Here is a 16,714-nt window from a genome sequence, read left to right as displayed (position 1 = left end):
ATGGCCGTCGTTTCCCCGAGCGAAACTGCAAATAGGGGTCGGTCCGACCTCATTGCCTATGCGACGCTGTCGCTGATCTCGATCTTCTGCGCGGTACCCTTCTTCTGGGTGCTGATCGCCTCGTTCGACGGCAATGCGCAGCTCTTCCTGCATTGGCCGGAGCAATGGACCTTCGCCAACTATGTCAGGGTCTTCACCAAAGAGGACGGGGCGAAGTGGCTGTTCAACTCGCTGTTCGTGGTCGGCGGCGCGACGCTGCTCGTCATGGTGCTTTCCGGACTTGGCGGCTATGCGCTATCGCGCACCCGGGCCTGGTGGAAGCTGCCCTTCCTCTACGCGATCCTGCTCATCCGGGTGCTGCCGCCGACGGCGCTCGTCGTGCCGCTCTACAAATTCCTGCTGACGCTGAACAACGCGGAAGCGGCGGTGCTCAGGCCGATCTTCGGCAGCTATGCCCGCGATATCATGCGCTGGACCGGTTTCATCGACGGTTATCTCGGGCTGATCCTGGTGCTTGCGACGATGCAGTTGCCGCTGGCGCTCTGGATCATGAAGACCTTCTTCGACGGGCTGCCGAGGGACTACGAGGAGGCGGCGCTGATGGATGGGGCAACACTTATCCAGCGCATCCGCCGGGTGCTGATCCCGCTGGCGCTGCCGGGGCTGGCTGCGGCCGGGCTTTTCGCCTTCATGTCGGCCTGGGGTGATTTCCTGCTGCCGCTGATCCTCCTGTCGTCGCCGGAGTTGCAGACGCTGCCGCTCGGTCTCTTCCGCGCCTTTCTGCGGATCAACGAGATCGATTACGGCCTGCTGACGGCGCTGGCTTTCATCTACCTGCTGCCTGCCGTCGTCGCCTTCGGTTTTGCGCGGCGCTTCCTCGTCCAGACATTTTCGGGCGGTGTGAAGGGCTGAGATCAAGAAAGAGAAACAGATGATCAATCTCAGAAACGTTCGCAAATTCTACGGCGCGCTCGAGGTCATCAAGGGCGTCGACATCACCGTGGAAGACGGCGAATTCGCGGTCTTCGTCGGTCCGTCCGGCTGCGGCAAGTCCACGCTGCTGCGGATGATCGCCGGCCTCGAAGGCATCGACGATGGCGACCTCATCCTCAACGGCAAGCGCATCAACGACGTGCCGCCCGACAAACGTGGCATCGCCATGGTGTTCCAGTCCTATGCGCTCTATCCGCATATGAGCGTTGCCGAAAACATCGGCTTCTCGCTCAGCCTGAAGAAGGTGCCGGAGGCAGAGATCCGCCGGCAAGTGGAGGGTGTTGCCGAGATCCTGCAGCTCACCGACTATCTCGACCGCCGCCCGGCCGCTCTTTCCGGCGGCCAGCGCCAGCGCGTCGCGATCGGCCGCGCCATCATCAAGAAGCCGGCGCTGATCCTGTTCGACGAGCCGCTGTCGAACCTCGATTCGGCGCTGCGCGTGCAGATGCGCGCTGAGCTGCAACGCCTGCACCGCGAACTGAAGGCGACGGTCGTCTACGTCACTCACGACCAGGTGGAAGCGATGACGATGGCCGACCGCATCGTCGTGCTGAACAAGGGCGTGGTAGCGCAGGAGGGTGCGCCGATGTCGCTCTATCATGAGCCGGACAACGAATTCGTCGCGACCTTCATCGGCTCGCCGAAGATGAACGTCATTCCCGTCACTATAACGCAGCCGGCGGCCGGCAAGGTGCATCTCAACAGCCCGATCGGGCTTTCGCTCGATCTCGCCGATGCCAACGGCGCGCTGCCGCAGGGCGATGCCAAGCTCGGCATCCGGCCGGAGCATCTGAAGATCGCCGCCGAGGGCCAGGACCACTTTACGGCCGAAGTCGTCATCGTCGAGCGCCTCGGCGTCGAGACCTACATGACCGTCGGCTCGCAAGAGCAGCCGATCGTCGTGCGCGCTGAGGGCGATATCGCCGTGCGGCCGGGTGACCGCGTGGCGCTGACGGCCGATCCCGCCGCCTGCCATCTGTTCGATTCCGCCGGCCGGGTGATCCGTCCGGCAACCGCCTGACAATTTCGCCTGAAGCATCACAGCCTAGACATCGAGGAATGCCATGACAATCAAGGCCACCATCTGGAACGAGGGACGCCACGAGCAACTCCACAAGGAGGTTCAGGAGATCTATCCTGATCGTATCGACGGAGCGATCGCTGCCGGCATTGCCCATCCGGATTTCGAAATTCGTCGCGGCACGCTGGATGATCCTGATGAAGGTCTACCGGACAGCGTGCTCAACGATACCGACGTGCTGCTCTGGTGGGGGCATATGGCCCATGAGGAAGTCAGCGACGGGCTGATCGACCGTGTGCAGCAGCGCGTGCTGAAGGGCATGGGCCTGCTGGTGCTGCATTCCGGCCACCACTCCAAGCTCTTCCGTCGGCTGATGGGCACCAATGCCAACCTCTCCTGGCGCGAGACGCCGGACGGCGACCTGGAGCGCGTCTGGGTGGTCAATCCTTCGCATCCGATCGCCGAGGGGCTGCCGCCCTATTTCGAGGTCAATGCCTCGGAAATGTACGGCGAGCCCTTCGACATTCCGCAGCCGGACGAGCTTGTCTTCATCTCCTGGTATTCCGGCGGCGAGGTGTTCCGCAGCGGCTGCACCTTCCAGCGCGGGCGCGGGCGCATCTTCTTCTTCAGCCCCGGCCACGAGACCTACCCGATCTATCACGACAAGACCGTGCATAAGGTGATCTCGAACGGCGTCCGCTGGGCGCGGCAGAAACACACTGATGGCCGCATCCTGGAAAACTGGCATCGGGCCGAGCCGCTGCACGGCCGTCCCGATAGACCGAAGGCCTGATCTACGGATATTGCGCGCCGGTCGTCTTGATATAAATCGAATAGACCGAACGCGTTGCGGTGATGAAAAGCCGGTTTTTCTTGGGGCCGCCGAAGGTGAGGTTGGACACCGTCTGCGGCACCCTGAGCTTGCCGAGCAGCGTTCCGTCGGGCGAAAAGCAGTGCACGCCGTCGGAGGCACTCGTCCAGAGATTGCCGGCGACATCGAAACGGAAACCGTCGGGATGGCCAACATCGAGGCTGCAGAAATAGCGGTTGTTGGCAAGCGTCCTGCCGTCGATGACGTCGAAAACGCGGATATGGCGCGGCACGTCATGTTTTGCGGAGCCGGAATCGGCAATATAAAGCTTCGTCTCATCGGGCGAGAAGGCAAGGCCGTTCGGCTGGATGAAATCCTCGACGACGGCGTCGATCGCCCCGCTTGTCGGATCGATCCGGTAGACGTTGCGCGTGGGCTGCTCGGGCTCGGCCTTGTGGCCCTCGTAATCCGACAGGATGCCGTAGGTCGGATCGGTGAACCAGACCCCGCCGTCGGAGTGCACGACGACGTCGTTCGGCGAGTTCAGCCGTTTGCCCCGGTAGCTGTCGGCGAGAACGGTGATGGTGCCGTCTGTCTCGGTGCGGGTGACGCGGCGGCCGCCATGTTCGCAGGAGACCAGCCGGCCCTGCCGGTCGCGGGTATTGCCGTTGACGTAGTTGGAGGGCGAGCGGAAGACGGAGACCGTACCATCCGGTGTCCAGCGCATCATGCGTTCATTCGGGATATCGCTCCAGAGAAGGCAGTTCAGGTCGGAAAACCAGACCGGGCCTTCCGTCCAGCGGCAGCCGGAATAAAGCTCCTCGAGGCCGGCGCTGCCGATGACCATTGCACCGAAGCGTTCGTCGCGGATCTCATAAATCGGATTGTCGCCCATGCCAGTTCCTCCCTGAATGCTGCCGTTCTTTTCCTAGCGGCAAAAACCCGGAGGTGCCAGAGCCCGGCGACGGAATTGCCGGGCTCCGGTTTCCTAGAGCCTTCCCTGGTCAGCTTGAAGCATTCTGTTGGCTCAAACGGAGTCGGATGGTCGACCGGCCGGCGCGCGTCGTAGCTAAGCTCTACGGCCAAGCCGGCCGGTCGATTAGCCGGCCCGTTTCAGCCAACCCGAAGGGCCGGGCATCTTTGCGCCAGGATCAAAGGCGATCGGCTCGCACGTACCTTGGGGTATGCCCTTCGCCAATCGCCTTTGCCCTGACGAAAACCTGCTCCGGCAGAATGCTTCAAGCTGACCAGGAAAGGCTCTAGAGGGCCGCGACCGGATGCGGCGAGCCGTCATAAGCGCCCCAGATCGACTGGTCGAAGCAGATGACTGAGCCGGTCATCAGGCCGGATTCGGAAGACGACAGGTAAGCGCAGGCGCGCGCCACCTCGTGCGGATCGACGAGGCGGCCGAAGGGCTGGCTTGCCGCCGCCTTCTCCAGCCAGTCGGCCGGTGCGCCGTGATATTCGCGCTGGATCCGGTCTTCGCCTTCGGAGGCCATCCAACCGATGTTCAGACCGTTGACGCGGATGCGGTTGCGCAGGAGCGCGTAGGCAGTGTTCTTCGTCAGCGTTTCCAGCGCGCCCTTGGAGGCGCAATAGGCGGCGATGAAGGGCTGGCCTGCTTTGGCCGACATCGAGCCGATATTGACGATCGTGCCCTCGATCTTTTCACGGCGCATGACCTTCACCGCTTCCTGCATCAGGAAAAACGGCGCGCGCACATTGACGGCGAACATGGCGTCGAAGAGCTCGGGGCTGGTGTCGAGGATAGTGCCGCGATCGGTGATGGCGGCGGCATTGACCAGCGCATCAACACGGCCGAAGGTCTCGTCACAGGCGCGCACGACATGCTGTGCATCCTCGACCTTGCCGAGGTCGGCCTTGACGTAGACGATCCGGGCGCCGGTCGCGGCCGAAATCTCCGCCGCCTTTGCCTTGCCCTTGGCTTCGTTGCGGCCGCAGATGACGATGCCTTCGGCGCCGCGTTCGGCGAAGAGACGGGCGATGGTCGCGCCCAATCCTTGCGTGCCGCCGGTGACGATGGCGATCTTGCCGTCGAGGCGGCCGTGGTCGGTGCTCATGTGGTTCCTCCAGTTTGATGATGCGCGAATAGCCTCCCGCGGGTGCGGGAGGCTTTTATCTCAGTGCGGATGCAAGAGGCCCGAGCTCCAAATCAGCTCAACTTCTTCTGCGCCTGCTCGGCAAGTGCTGCCGCAAAGACTTCATCGCTCCAGCCTTCCTTCAGCGCCTCATGCATCAGCTGCGCCTGTGTCTTCGGCGCCAGTCCGCCAAGCGGCGGGTCGCGGTCGAGATTGGTCGGGAAGGAGTAGCCCTCGGCGCAGGCGGCGACGGCGTTGGCGATTTCGTCAGGCGAGAGCCTGTCCTGCAAGGCCTTCAATGCAGGAAACAGCCTGGCGCTCATCCGCTCGCGATTGACGGTTTCCATTGCCCGGCCGAAGGCGGAAGAGACCTGCAGAAGGTTGGCGACACGCTTGATGTCGGCCGAGCGGTTGGTGCCGGCGGCATGGAAGAGGGCGGGATTGAAGAAGACGAGGTCGCCTTTTTCGAGCGGCAGCTGGACATGATTGGCCTCGAAATAATCGCGGAACTCCGGCCGCTTCAGCGCGAGGTAACCCGGCACATAGGTTTGGCTGTGTGGCAGGAAGAGCGTCGGGCCGCTTTCGAGCGGCATGTCGCAATGGGCGACCGCACCCTGTAGCGTCAGCACCGGCGAGAGCCGGTGTACATGCGCCGGGAACTGTTCGATCACCTTTGAGGACTGAAAGCCGAGATGGTAATCGCGGTGCGCCGACTGCGCCGCACCACCCGGATTGACGCGGTTGACCTGCGCCGTCATCTGGTAGCTCGGACCGAGCCAGGCTTCGCTGGCCACCGCGATTATGGTGTTGCCGTAATATTCGGCGAAATTTGCCGGATCGGCGAGACAATGTTTTTCCAGCGAATTCCAGATGCGGTCGTTGGCGCCGGGCTTGGCGAAGTGATCGCCGCCGCCGCTCGCGGTGCGGTGCTGTTCCTCGATGATCGCGTCGAAGATCGTGCTGGCGCGGTCGATGACGGCGGTGTCTTCGTAAGCATGCTTGAACACGACGACACCAGGACCCTCGCCGAAAGCTTCGCAGATTTCGGCCAACACGGCGCGTCGGCCTTCTGCCGTTGCGGCCGCTGCCATCACCTTGCGGCTGTCATAGATCAGCACGTTTTTTTCGACCGCAGACGCCGAGGGGTAATCGGCAAGTACAGTCGCCTTTTCCGCAAGGCTGCGGAAATCATCGAGATCGCAGGCCTCTTCGCTCAGCCAGACGCGGTCGGCGCGCAGTTTCTGCTGGTTGTCGGTTTTCATAGCGGGCTCCTCCCTCTTTCCGATGGGGGCACTATACGCCACAGTGCGCGGTGATATAGATCAGAAATCCATCAAAAAACCATCAGGCCAATCGCATGGCACATCTCTTTCTCGTCAAGGACATCGCCTTCCAGGCCGGACTCAGCACCGCCACCGTCGACCGGGTGCTGAACGGCAGACCGGGCGTGCGCCGGCAGACTGAAATGCGGGTGAAGGCGGCGATCGCGGAGCTGGAGAAACAGCAGGCCGGGGCGATCGGCAGCGGCCGCGTGCTGGCGATCGATATCGTCATGGAGACGCCGCAGCGTTTCAGCGACGCGGTGCGCGCCGCCTTCGAGGCGGAGATGGCGACCTTCCTGCCCGGCGTCTTCCGCTGCAGGTTCCATTTCGCCGAGGTGATGAAGCCGGCCGAACTGGTGCAGCTTCTCGACCGCATCCGGCTGCGCGGCACGCACGGCATCGTGCTGAAGGCGCCTGACGTAGCCGAGGTGGCTGCCGCCGTGGGGCGGGCGGATGCCGCCGGCATTCCCGTGGTGACGCTGGTGACCGACTTGCCGAATTCGGCCCGCATCGCCTATGCCGGCGCCGACAACCGGGCGGCAGGAGAGACGGCCGCCTATCTGATCGGTGAATTTCTCGGGACTGATGGCGGCAAGGTGCTGGTAACGCTGTCGAGCGGACGGTTCCGCGGCGAGGAGGAGCGCGAAATCGGCTTCCGCCGGGTCATCCGCGCTCGTTATCCCGCCATCGGCATCACCGAAATCAGCGAGGGGCACGGCACCGATGCCGCGACGGGAACGCTTTCCGCGGCAGCGCTTGCGGCCGACCCCGCCATCAACGCCGTCTATTCGATCGGCGGCGGCAACCGGGCGGTGCTTGCGGCCTTCGACGCGGCCAAACGTCCCGTCCGCGTTTTCGTCGCCCATGATCTCGATGCGGACAACCGCGCCTTGCTTGCGGCGCGCCGGATCGGCTTCGTGCTGCATCATGATCTGAGAACTGATGCGCGCTCGGCCTTCAGGGCGATCATGAGCCGCGCGACTGCATTGCCGCGAACGGTTCCGGCCTCGCTTTCATCAGTCGAAATCGTCACGCCCTACAATATGCCTGCGGGCGACTGAGCCAATTGGCTTTCCTTCCATGCCGAATTCGGGCTACAGATTTGGCACGGGTGAAGGTGGAACATGGATTACAGCGACGTCAGCACGATTGCAGCCTGGATCACGGAGCAGGGACTGAAGGGCGCTTCGGAAGCCGAGCTGATGACCGGCTTCTGCTCGGCTTGCCGGGATGCCGGCCTGCCGCTCGACCGCGGTCTGGCGCTGATGGATACGCTGCATCCGGTGCATGAGGGCCGCGCCTTCCGATGGGACAGCGTCGAGGAGATCCAGACCGAGTTCGAATATGGTCCGACGATCTCGGGGGAGGCGGCGTCGAACTGGCAGCGTTCGGCCTTCTATCATCTTTGGTCCCGCAACGAACGGGAGATCCGCCGGCGTCTCGGTTTCGGCGACCCGATCGATTTCTCTATGCTCGATACGATTGCTGAAGCCGGCCACACGGATTTCGTGGCGATGATGCATCGTTTTTCCGAGGCTGGCACGATCGGCGAGATGGATTGCTTCTTCTCGCATTTCGCGACGAAACATCCTGAGGGCTTTTCCGATCACGACCTCGCCATCCTGCGCAAGCTGGTGCCGGTGTTGGGGCTGGCGATCAAATGCATCGCGCTTGGACGTATCGCCCGCACCATCGCCGAGGTCTATCTCGGTGAGGACGCCGCGCGCCAGGTGATGGAAGGCAAGATCAGCCGCGGCAAATCGGAGCGGATTTCCGCGGCACTCTGGTTTTCCGATCTGCTGAACTACACCAAGATCTCCGACAGCGTGCCTCCGGAGGAGATCATCCCGCTGCTCAACGACTATAGCGAGGCGGTGATCACGGCGGTCCACCAGTCCGGCGGCAACGTGCTGAAGCTGATCGGCGACGGTGTGCTCGCCATCTTTAAGGGCGAGGTGCCGGCGGAGACGTGTCGTGCGGCGCTGAGCGCCGAATCGTTGCTGCGGGAAAAGCTCACCACGCTGAATGCCGCGCGTGCGGCCGACGGCCGGGCGACGACCGACGTCTATATCGGCCTGCATATCGGCGATGTCTTCTACGGCAATATCGGCAGCCAGGACCGGTTGGACTTCACCGTCATCGGACCCGCCGTCAACGAGGTCAGCCGGATCGCCTCGATGTGTCGTTCCGTCGATCTCAACCTGTTGATCTCCTCCGATTTCGCCGCGGCGATACCGGAGCAGCAGCGTACCGCACTCGCCTGCGTCGGACGCTATGCTTTGCGCGGCGTGCAGCGCGCGCAGGAACTGTATACTCTCGACAGCGCCCGACTGAACAGCTGAGTTCCTGACTGCAAGGCTATCGCAACAGACCCTGGCCGCCGTCGATCCAGATCGGCGTACCGGTGATGTGTCGAGCGCGGTCGGATGCAAGGAAGAGGATTGTTTCGGCGACGTCCTCGCTCTTGCCTGCCTTGCCGCCGGCAATCGGGATATCCCCCTGCGGCCAGATGACGGGAACCTCCGTCTCTTCGCGATGACGACTGTCGGTATTGGCGCCGATATTGGTCTCGATCTCGCCGGGGCAGACGGCATTGACGCGGATGCCATGTCGGCCGAGTTCGAGGGCGAGCTGCTGGACCATGGCGACCTGGCCCGCCTTGGTTGCGGTGTAGGCGGTGGCGCCCGGCGTGGTGAAGGTGCGGGTGCCGTTGATCGAGGAGACGACGATGATCGAACCGCCGTGGCGCTTCAGATGCGGAACCGTCAGATGCAGGGTCAGGTAGGTGCCGCGCAGATTGACGGCGATCGTCTTGTCCCATTCTTCCGGTTTCAGATCGTCGATCGGCGCCCAGACACCGTTGATCCCCGCATTGGCGACAACGATGTCGAGGCCGTCGAAGGTGTTGGTCAGTAGCTCCACCGCGCCCCGCATTTGAGCGTCGTCGCTGGTATCTGCCGTCAACGCGATCGACTGGCCGCCGGCGGCCTTGATCTCGGCGCAAGTTTTTTCGACCTCGTCGGCGGTGCGGCTCAATGCTGCGACCCTTGCACCCTCCGCGGCGAGCCGCAACGCGGCCGCTTTGCCGATGCCCGAACCGGCGCCTGTCACTAATGCGATTTTTCCCTTCAGCTCCATGGGCGGGCTCTCCTTGCCGTTTTGCCGACATGCCAACTGTTCGGCGCGGCAGTTGGTTCCGGAAGGAGGCGGGTCGTCGCAGTTATCTTAGAAGCGTTTGCTTCAACGCCCATTTCTCCGGCCCGTGGACCGCCGCAAAGAGCAGTCCGGCGAGGAAGGTAAAGTGATCGATGAAGAAACCGAACTCGGCCTGGTTCTGCTGCCAATGGGATGGGCCGTGGAAGGCGAAGGCGAGGAAGATCACATAGATGCCTGCGAGCAGGCTGGCCTCGGTGAAGAAGGCTCCTGATATAAAGGCGAGCGCCAGTGCGATCTCGAAGAAGGCGGCGATCCAGGTAAGGAACGTCGCCACCGGAAAGCCGGCGGCGGTGATATAGCCTGCCGTCGCGCCGATATCGGCGAACTTGAAGCCGGCCGCCATGAAAAAGATGAAACTGAAGATGATGCGGGCGACGATGATTGCAATTGCTCTGGCCATTCTGAAATCTCCTCTTTGAGCTTCCACTATGACGGACAGGACACGTGATATCCTACACGGGGAATGAAAAAGGGCCGCTTACGCGACCCTGTCACTTTGAATTGCGCATAATCCTTTCCGAAAGTCGGTTCCGATTTTCGGGGCTATGCGCTCTCACCATTCGGCAAAGCTGCCGTCGGCATGCCGCCAGATCGGGTTGCGCCAGCGGTGACCTTCCTTGGCGCGCTCGATGACATAGGCCTCGTCGACCTCGATGCCAAGACCCGGACCCTGCGGGATCGAGACGAAACCATCGGCATAGTGGAACACCTCCTTGTTGGAGATGTAGTCGAGGATGTCGTTGCCCTTGTTGTAGTGGATGCCGAGGCTCTGTTCCTGGATGAAGGCGTTATAGCTGACGGCATCGACCTGCAGGCAGGCGGCGAGCGCGATCGGGCCCAGCGGGCAATGCGGCGCCAGCGCCACGTCGTAGGCTTCGGCCATCGCCGCGATCTTGCGGCATTCGGTGATGCCGCCGGCATGGGAGAGATCCGGCTGAATGATGTCGACGTAGCCGTCTGACAGAACCTGCTTGAAGTCCCAGCGCGAAAAGAGCCGCTCGCCGAGCGCGATCGGCGTCGAGGTATGGTTGACGATATCGCGCAGCGCTTCCTTGTTTTCGGAAAGCACCGGCTCTTCGATGAACATCAGCTTGTAAGGGTCGAGCTCCCTCGCGAGAACCTTCGCCATCGGCTTGTGCACGCGGCCGTGGAAATCGACGCCGATGCCGATATGCGGGCCGATCGCCTCGCGGATGGCGGCGATGGTCTCGACCGCCTTCTCCACCTTTTCGTTGGTGTCGACGATCTGCATTTCCTCGCAGCCATTGAGCTTGATCGCCTTGAAGCCACGGGCAACCACCTCCTTGGCATTGTTGGCGACATCCGAAGGACGGTCGCCGCCAATCCAGGAATAGACCTTGATACGGTCGCGGAGCTGGCCACCGAGCAGGGAGTGGATCGGCTGGCCGAGCGCTTTGCCCTTGATGTCCCACAGCGCCTGGTCGATGCCCGAGATCGCGCTCATGTGGACGGCGCCGCCGCGATAGAAGCCGCCGCGATACATCACGGTCCAGTGGTCTTCGATGAGGAAAGGATCCTTGCCGATCAGGTAGTCTTCCAGCTCATGGACGGCGGCCTGAACGGTGAGCGCACGGCCTTCGACGACCGGTTCGCCCCAGCCAATGATGCCCTCGTCGGTCTCGACCTTCAAAAACAACCAGCGCGGGGGAACGATATAGGTGGTGAGTTTGGTGATCTTCATCGCTGTTCTTTCAGTCTCTTCCCGGGTTTGCGATCGACGGCGCGTTCGTCGATTTGTGGTGATCGGTCATTTCGTTCTGCCGATCGCTTTTTCGGCGGCGGCTAGATCCCGCACCGCAAGATCGAGCATGCGGTTGGCGCATTCACGGGCTCCCGCCTTGTCGCGCATGCGCAGGGCCTCGACCAACTGACCGTGAACGAGCACCGCATCCTCGCGATTCTCGACGCCGATATTGGAGGCATGCAGCGCATATTTCAGCGCCGCGTGAATGGCGCTCGACAGGCGGCGGAAGACCTGATTGTGGCTGGCGGTGAGCAGCACCGTGTGGAACATGACGTCGGCATCGGTGAAGCTTTCCGGGTCGCGGGCGCTGTCGCGCATCTGCCGCCAGGCATTGTCGAGATCGGCGATCTCCTGGGCGCTGGCGCGCTCGGCGGCATATTCGGCGGCTGCCGGCTCGATGGTGCGGCGGGCTTCGAGAATGCAGCCGAGCAGGTCGAAATCCTTGATATACGGACCCATCCATTCAAGCACGTCAGCGTCGAGGATATTCCAGTCGTCCTTATCGCAGACGGTGGTTCCGATGCGCGGCTTGCCACGGACAAGGCCTTTGGATTCCAGCACTTTCAGCGATTCGCGAATGACGGTGCGGCTGACGCCGTAGAGTTCGCAGAGATCGTTCTCGCGGGGCAGCGGCGAGCCCGCAGGATAGCGGTCCGCACAGATATCCTGAGCGATCGCCGCCGTGACGTTGCGGCGTACGCGCGGGCGGCGCTCGATGCGGCGGCTTTCGGCCCCGCTCTGTCGCTCGATTGTTTCCAACTCACCTCTCCGCTCTGTCTCGCGTGCTAGGCAATCGAACCTGATTATCCGAATTCGATCCGCTTTGCGACGCTTCCTCCCGGCATCTCGTTAATAATCCTATTATTCCAATCATCATACATTGGCAATTGACTGGTATGATGATTTGTCATAATTCATTGGACGTTGCCTGGGAGGCAGCTGCTCGGTTTTTGAGAGTTTAGGGAGAGAGACATGCGCTTGTTCAAAGCAGCCATTCTGGCTGGCACTTTCGCCATTCTGGCAGCCGGCTCGGCATTTTCCGCGGACGTCAAGATAGGGTTCATCGTCAAGCAGCCTGAGGAGCCGTGGTTCCAGGACGAATGGAAATTCGCCGACCAGGCCGCCAAGGAAAAAGGCTTCACCGTCGTCAAGATCGGCGCCGAAGACGGCGAGAAGGTCCAATCGGCGATCGACAATCTCGGCGCTCAGGGTGCGCAGGGCTTCATCATCTGCACGCCCGACGTCAAGCTCGGCCCCGGCATCGTCGCCAAGGCCGAAGCCAACCAGCTGAAGCTGATGACGGTCGACGACCGCCTCGTCAGCGCCGACGGCAAGCCGCTGGAAGACGTGCCGCATATGGGCATTTCAGCCACCAAGATTGGCGAGACCGTCGGCCAGGCAATCGTCGACGAAATCAAGAAGCGCGGCTGGGAGATGAAGAATGTCGGCGCCGTGCGGGTTTCCTATGACCAGCTGCCCACCGCCGTTGACCGCGTCGAAGGTGCGATCTCGGTGCTGAAGTCCGCCGGTTTCCCGGCCGAAAACATCTATGATGCGCCACAGGCGAAGACGGATACGGAAGCGGCGCTCAACGCGGCGACCACCGTTCTCAACAAGCATGCCGACGTGAAATACTGGGTCGCCTTCGGCCTCAACGATGAAGCCGTCCTCGGCGCCGTCCGCGCATCCGAATCGGTCGGCATTCCGGCCGCCAACGTCATCGGTGTCGGCATCGGCGGTGCGGAATCGGCGATCAATGAATTCAAGAAGCCGGCGGCAACGGGCTTCTTCGGCACCGTCATCATCTCGCCGAAGCGTCACGGCTACGAAACGGCGCTCAACATGTACGACTGGATTGCCAACGACAAGGAGCCGGCAAAGCTGACGCTGACCTCGGGTTCCCTGGCGCTGCGCGACGATTACGAAAAGGTCCGCAAGGATCTTGGCATCGAGTGATCGTCCTTCCAAGATGATATCGTCCGGCGGCCGCGTCGCGTGCCGCCGGTCTTTCTCGACGGAGCGAAGATGGCTTTCCTCGAATTCAGCAATATCTCCAAGGGTTATCCCGGCGTGCAGGCGCTGGCGAATGTTTCCTTCACGGTCGAGAAGGGCGCCGTCCATGGCCTGATGGGCGAAAACGGTGCCGGTAAATCGACGCTGATCCGGGTACTGTCGGGCGATCAGGCCGCCGATCGCGGCAACATCCTCATCGACGGCGAGGAGCAGAAATACGGCTCCGTCCGCGACGCCTTCCATGCCGGCGTCATCGTCATCCATCAGGAACTGCAACTCGTTCCAGAGTTGACGGTCGCCGAAAATCTCTGGCTCGGACGCTTTCCGGCCAAGGGCGGTGTCATCCATTCGAAGGCGCTGATCGAGACGGTGCGGTCGAAGCTCGAGGAGATCGGCATCGATGTCGATCCGTCGGCCAAGGTCGCCTCGCTTTCGATCGGTGCGCGGCAGATGGTCGAGATCGCCAAGGCCGTCATGCTCGATGCGCGGGTGATTGCGCTCGACGAGCCGACCTCCTCGCTTTCCTCCCGCGAAAGCGAAATCCTGTTTTCGCTCATCGACAGGCTGAAGGCGAAGGGAACGGTCATTCTCTACGTCTCCCATCGCCTCGACGAGATCTTCCGCCTTTGCGACAGCCTGACGGTGCTGCGCGACGGCAAACTTGCCGCCCACCATCCTCAGATCGCCGAAACCACGCGCGAGCAGATCATCTCGGAAATGGTCGGACGCGAGATCAGCAATGTCTGGGGATGGCGCGAACGCGCGCTCGGCGACGTACGGCTGGAGGTCAAGGGCCTGTCGGGGCCGAGGCTGCGTCATCCGATCAGCTTTTCCGTCCGCCAGGGCGAAATTCTCGGTTTCTTCGGCCTGATTGGCGCCGGCCGCAGCGAGATGGCGCGGCTGCTTTACGGCGCCGACACCAGACATCAGGGCCAGGTCACGATCGACGGCGTAGCCGTTGCGCCGAACAATCCGAAAGCGGCGATCAATGCCGGCATGGTGCTTTGCCCCGAGGACCGCAAGTTCGACGGCATCGTCCAAGGGCGATCGATCGAGGAGAATATCGCGATCTCGTCGCGCCGGCATTTTTCGCCTTTCGGCATTCTGAGCCCGAGGCAAGAGGCGGCGTTGGCGGACCGCTTCATCGCCAAGCTTCGGGTGCGGACGCCCTCGCGCAAGCAGGACATCATCAACCTCTCGGGCGGCAACCAGCAGAAGGTCATTCTCGGCCGCTGGTTGTCCGAGCAGGGCATCAAGGTCCTGGTCATCGACGAGCCGACACGCGGCATCGATGTCGGGGCGAAATCGGAAATCTACGAAATCCTCTACGAGCTTGCGGCCGGCGGCATGGCGATCGTGGTGATATCAAGCGAGTTGCCCGAAGTCATGGGCATTTCCGATCGCATCATGGTGATGTGCCAGGGCAGGGTGGCGGCCAATGTCACCCGCCAGGATTTCGGCGAGCGCAACATCCTGACGGCAGCGCTTCCCGACAAGAATGCCGCAGGCACCATTTAGAGCGGTTCAGCTTTTCATAGAAACGCAGAACCGCTCTAACTTTTTGTTTTTACGCAATTCCGGACGGAAAACCGCTTCGCACTTTTCCTGAAATTGCTCTAGGACCAGGAATATACGGACGATGAATTCGTTGAAAAAAATCCTTCTCGGCGAACAGGGGCTGGTGGTGATCTTCGCTGCCGCCTTCGTGATTGTCTCGCTCTTCGTTCCGAACTTCCTGACCGAGCGAAACATGCTGGGGCTGCTGCAATCGGTCGTCACGATCGGCATCGTCGCCTGCACGATGATGTTCTGCCTGGCATCCCGCGATTTCGACCTTTCGGTCGGATCGATCGTCGCCTTCTCCGGCATGATCGCGGTGATGGTCTCGAATGCGACAGGCTCCATTCCCGTCGGGCTGCTCGCCGCCCTGCTTTGCGGCGCCGTCGTCGGCCTCGTCAATGGTATCGTCATTGCGCGTTTTCGGGTCAATGCACTGATCACCACGCTTGCGACCATGCAGATCGTGCGCGGGCTGGCGCTGATCGCGTCCGATGGCCGCGCCGTCGGCATCAACGATCCCGATTTCTACCAGCTTGCTCTGTCGCGCTTCCTGACCGTGCCGACGCCGATCTGGATCATGCTGATCCTTTTCATCCTCTTCGGGTTCGTGCTCAACCGCACCGTCTTCGGCAAGAACACGCTGGCGATCGGTGGCAATCCGGAAGCCTCGCGGCTTGCCGGCGTCAACGTCGTCAACATGCGCATCTGGATCTTTGCGCTGCAGGGGCTCGTCTGCGGCATTGCCGGCATCCTGCTTGCCTCGCGCATCACTTCCGGCCAGCCGAATGCGGCGACGGGGCTTGAGCTTTCGGTGATTTCGGCCTGCGTTCTCGGCGGTGTTTCGCTGGCCGGCGGCCGAGCGGCGATGAGCGGTGTCATCGTCGGCGTGCTGATCATGGGCATTGCCGAAAACGTCATGAACCTCTTGAATATCCAGGCGTTCTATCAGTATGTCGTGCGCGGGCTGATCCTGCTGATCGCAGTGCTGCTCGACAATTTGAGGTCTTCGGCTGCGGGGCGACGTGGATGAACCAAGGACGAGCCGGGGACGACATCGAACTGAGGCACGGCGATCTCTCCGTCCGGGTCAGCCGTCGGGGTGCCGCCGTCACCGCCGCGACTTATCGCGGCATGCCCTTTCTCGTGGCGGCCGGCGGGCCGGAGGGAGCGATGGCGAATTTCGCGATGGTGCCGTTCGGCAATCGCGTGGAAGGCAACACCATGTCCTTTGCCGGACGCGACTATGGCTTCCAACCGAATGCTTCCGATCCGCTCTATCTCCACGGTGACGGCTGGCTCAGCCTCTGGCAGCTTGAAGACGCCAGCGCGGAGCATGCGCAGTTCTGCTTTTCCCGCAGCGCCGACAGGGTTTCACCTTATGCCTATCTTACGCGGCAAGAACTCCGTCTCGCCGGCGATGCACTGGTGCTGAGGCTTTCCGTGGAAAACCGCGGCGATACGGCTCTTCCCTTCGGGCTCGGTCAACATCCCTTCTTCGCGCGCACGCCAAAGACACGACTGGCGATTGCTGCCGATCGCTATTGGAGCGAGCGGCCGGACCATCTGCCAGAGATGCCTGGCCCTGTGCCTGGTTATTTCGATTTCAGATCTGAGACGCTTTTACCGCAGAGATGGATGAACAATGCCTTCGAGGGTTGGAATGGGCGGGCTGTTATCACCTGGCCGGAACTTGGAATCCGGGCGGCGTTGGAAGCCGACGGTGCGCTCGATCACTTCATGCTGTATATGCCGGTCAACCGGAGCGATTTCTTCTGCCTCGAGCCGATGAGCCATCTGCCGAACGGGCATCACCTTCCTGATTTCGGTGGGCTCACGCCGCTTGCGCCAGGTGAGGCGCTTGCCGGCACAGTGACGATCCTGATGTCGACGCTGCCGGTTCAACCGAAGGGGTGA

At 62.1% G+C, this 16,714-nt stretch carries 16 protein-coding genes; 9 read left to right on the top strand and 7 right to left on the bottom strand.

Annotated features, from left to right (window positions below; all coding sequences use genetic code 11):
• Genes U5G49_RS19325 through U5G49_RS19315 form a run of 3 tightly spaced genes read left to right on the top strand, consistent with a single transcriptional unit; the run spans window position 1 to window position 2,807 of the window.
• Window positions 1–912 (top strand): carbohydrate ABC transporter permease, encoded by a 912-nt coding sequence (locus tag U5G49_RS19325; RefSeq protein WP_065276800.1) that lies wholly within the window; start codon window positions 1–3, stop codon window positions 910–912.
• Between the two features lie 19 nt (window positions 913–931).
• On the top strand, window positions 932–2,014 hold the full coding sequence (locus tag U5G49_RS19320; protein ID WP_193444354.1) for an ABC transporter ATP-binding protein: 1,083 nt from the start codon (window positions 932–934) through the stop codon (window positions 2,012–2,014).
• A 43-nt stretch (window positions 2,015–2,057) separates the two neighbouring features.
• Window positions 2,058–2,807 (top strand): ThuA domain-containing protein, encoded by a 750-nt coding sequence (locus U5G49_RS19315; RefSeq protein ID WP_193444353.1) that lies wholly within the window; start codon window positions 2,058–2,060, stop codon window positions 2,805–2,807.
• Window position 2,808: 1 nt separating this feature from the next.
• Here U5G49_RS19315 and U5G49_RS19310 read toward each other — a convergent pair whose 3' ends face one another.
• The 3 genes from U5G49_RS19310 to U5G49_RS19300 form a co-directional block, all read right to left on the bottom strand.
• Window positions 2,809–3,720, bottom strand: a complete 912-nt coding sequence (locus U5G49_RS19310) for an SMP-30/gluconolactonase/LRE family protein (protein WP_193444352.1) — start codon at window positions 3,718–3,720, stop codon at window positions 2,809–2,811.
• 364 nt (window positions 3,721–4,084) lie between these two features.
• The gene (locus U5G49_RS19305; protein WP_065276804.1) at window positions 4,085–4,906 is read right to left on the bottom strand and encodes an SDR family oxidoreductase; all 822 of its coding nucleotides are present in this window, start codon (window positions 4,904–4,906) and stop codon (window positions 4,085–4,087) included.
• A gap of 92 nt (window positions 4,907–4,998) precedes the next feature.
• Complete coding sequence (locus U5G49_RS19300) at window positions 4,999–6,186, bottom strand: phytanoyl-CoA dioxygenase family protein (protein WP_193444351.1); 1,188 nt, start codon at window positions 6,184–6,186, stop codon at window positions 4,999–5,001.
• A 95-nt stretch (window positions 6,187–6,281) separates the two neighbouring features.
• Here U5G49_RS19300 and U5G49_RS19295 point away from each other — a divergent pair, with 95 nt between their 5' ends.
• Together U5G49_RS19295 and U5G49_RS19290 are read left to right on the top strand one after the other, a co-directional pair.
• Window positions 6,282–7,307, top strand: coding sequence for a LacI family DNA-binding transcriptional regulator (locus U5G49_RS19295; RefSeq protein WP_193444350.1), 1,026 nt, complete (start codon window positions 6,282–6,284; stop codon window positions 7,305–7,307).
• A 63-nt stretch (window positions 7,308–7,370) separates the two neighbouring features.
• The gene (locus tag U5G49_RS19290) at window positions 7,371–8,588 is read left to right on the top strand and encodes an adenylate/guanylate cyclase domain-containing protein (RefSeq protein ID WP_130759665.1); all 1,218 of its coding nucleotides are present in this window, start codon (window positions 7,371–7,373) and stop codon (window positions 8,586–8,588) included.
• 16 nt (window positions 8,589–8,604) lie between these two features.
• Here the strand turns inward: U5G49_RS19290 and U5G49_RS19285 are convergent, their stop codons facing one another.
• The 4 genes from U5G49_RS19285 to U5G49_RS19270 all read right to left on the bottom strand — a co-directional run bounded on the left by U5G49_RS19285 (window position 8,605) and on the right by U5G49_RS19270 (window position 11,986).
• Window positions 8,605–9,384 carry an SDR family oxidoreductase gene (locus U5G49_RS19285; protein WP_193444349.1) on the bottom strand — a complete coding sequence of 260 codons (780 nt, stop codon included), beginning with the start codon at window positions 9,382–9,384 and terminating at the stop codon, window positions 8,605–8,607.
• 82 nt (window positions 9,385–9,466) lie between these two features.
• Window positions 9,467–9,862 carry a DoxX family protein gene (locus U5G49_RS19280; protein WP_047623157.1) on the bottom strand — a complete coding sequence of 132 codons (396 nt, stop codon included), beginning with the start codon at window positions 9,860–9,862 and terminating at the stop codon, window positions 9,467–9,469.
• A 153-nt stretch (window positions 9,863–10,015) separates the two neighbouring features.
• The gene (gene dgoD, locus U5G49_RS19275; protein ID WP_047623156.1) at window positions 10,016–11,164 is read right to left on the bottom strand and encodes a galactonate dehydratase; all 1,149 of its coding nucleotides are present in this window, start codon (window positions 11,162–11,164) and stop codon (window positions 10,016–10,018) included.
• Between the two features lie 66 nt (window positions 11,165–11,230).
• Entirely contained in the window at window positions 11,231–11,986 is a 756-nt protein-coding gene (locus tag U5G49_RS19270; RefSeq protein ID WP_003543153.1) for a FadR/GntR family transcriptional regulator, read from the bottom strand.
• Between the two features lie 213 nt (window positions 11,987–12,199).
• Between U5G49_RS19270 and U5G49_RS19265 the strand changes: the two genes are divergently transcribed.
• The 4 genes from U5G49_RS19265 to U5G49_RS19250 all read left to right on the top strand — a co-directional run bounded on the left by U5G49_RS19265 (window position 12,200) and on the right by U5G49_RS19250 (window position 16,714).
• On the top strand, window positions 12,200–13,183 hold the full coding sequence (locus U5G49_RS19265; RefSeq protein ID WP_018243673.1) for an arabinose ABC transporter substrate-binding protein: 984 nt from the start codon (window positions 12,200–12,202) through the stop codon (window positions 13,181–13,183).
• Between the two features lie 69 nt (window positions 13,184–13,252).
• Window positions 13,253–14,758, top strand: a complete 1,506-nt coding sequence (gene araG / locus U5G49_RS19260) for an L-arabinose ABC transporter ATP-binding protein AraG (RefSeq protein WP_028734716.1) — start codon at window positions 13,253–13,255, stop codon at window positions 14,756–14,758.
• Between the two features lie 121 nt (window positions 14,759–14,879).
• Window positions 14,880–15,830 (top strand): L-arabinose ABC transporter permease AraH, encoded by a 951-nt coding sequence (araH, locus tag U5G49_RS19255; protein ID WP_018243671.1) that lies wholly within the window; start codon window positions 14,880–14,882, stop codon window positions 15,828–15,830.
• The gene (locus U5G49_RS19250; RefSeq protein WP_193444348.1) at window positions 15,827–16,714 is read left to right on the top strand and encodes an aldose 1-epimerase; all 888 of its coding nucleotides are present in this window, start codon (window positions 15,827–15,829) and stop codon (window positions 16,712–16,714) included. Before araH ends, U5G49_RS19250 begins: the two co-directional genes overlap by 4 nt.

The sequence above is a fragment of the Rhizobium indigoferae genome, assembly GCF_034554815.1.
Taxonomy (GTDB): Bacteria; Pseudomonadota; Alphaproteobacteria; order Rhizobiales; family Rhizobiaceae; genus Rhizobium; species Rhizobium leguminosarum.
The sequence above is the reverse complement of the archived record's forward strand: the minus strand, read 5'-3'. Positions and strand labels throughout refer to the sequence as shown.

Coding starts and splice junctions, on each gene's coding strand:
- U5G49_RS19325 (WP_065276800.1), top strand. CDS start 1: ATGGCCGTCGTTTCCCCGAGCGAAACTGCAAATAGGGGTCGGTCCGAC.
- U5G49_RS19320 (WP_193444354.1), top strand. CDS start 932: ATGATCAATCTCAGAAACGTTCGCAAATTCTACGGCGCGCTCGAGGTC.
- U5G49_RS19315 (WP_193444353.1), top strand. CDS start 2,058: ATGACAATCAAGGCCACCATCTGGAACGAGGGACGCCACGAGCAACTC.
- U5G49_RS19310 (WP_193444352.1), bottom strand. CDS start 3,720: ATGGGCGACAATCCGATTTATGAGATCCGCGACGAACGCTTCGGTGCA.
- U5G49_RS19305 (WP_065276804.1), bottom strand. CDS start 4,906: ATGAGCACCGACCACGGCCGCCTCGACGGCAAGATCGCCATCGTCACC.
- U5G49_RS19300 (WP_193444351.1), bottom strand. CDS start 6,186: ATGAAAACCGACAACCAGCAGAAACTGCGCGCCGACCGCGTCTGGCTG.
- U5G49_RS19295 (WP_193444350.1), top strand. CDS start 6,282: ATGGCACATCTCTTTCTCGTCAAGGACATCGCCTTCCAGGCCGGACTC.
- U5G49_RS19290 (WP_130759665.1), top strand. CDS start 7,371: ATGGATTACAGCGACGTCAGCACGATTGCAGCCTGGATCACGGAGCAG.
- U5G49_RS19285 (WP_193444349.1), bottom strand. CDS start 9,384: ATGGAGCTGAAGGGAAAAATCGCATTAGTGACAGGCGCCGGTTCGGGC.
- U5G49_RS19280 (WP_047623157.1), bottom strand. CDS start 9,862: ATGGCCAGAGCAATTGCAATCATCGTCGCCCGCATCATCTTCAGTTTC.
- dgoD (WP_047623156.1), bottom strand. CDS start 11,164: ATGAAGATCACCAAACTCACCACCTATATCGTTCCCCCGCGCTGGTTG.
- U5G49_RS19265 (WP_018243673.1), top strand. CDS start 12,200: ATGCGCTTGTTCAAAGCAGCCATTCTGGCTGGCACTTTCGCCATTCTG.
- araG (WP_028734716.1), top strand. CDS start 13,253: ATGGCTTTCCTCGAATTCAGCAATATCTCCAAGGGTTATCCCGGCGTG.
- araH (WP_018243671.1), top strand. CDS start 14,880: ATGAATTCGTTGAAAAAAATCCTTCTCGGCGAACAGGGGCTGGTGGTG.
- U5G49_RS19250 (WP_193444348.1), top strand. CDS start 15,827: ATGAACCAAGGACGAGCCGGGGACGACATCGAACTGAGGCACGGCGAT.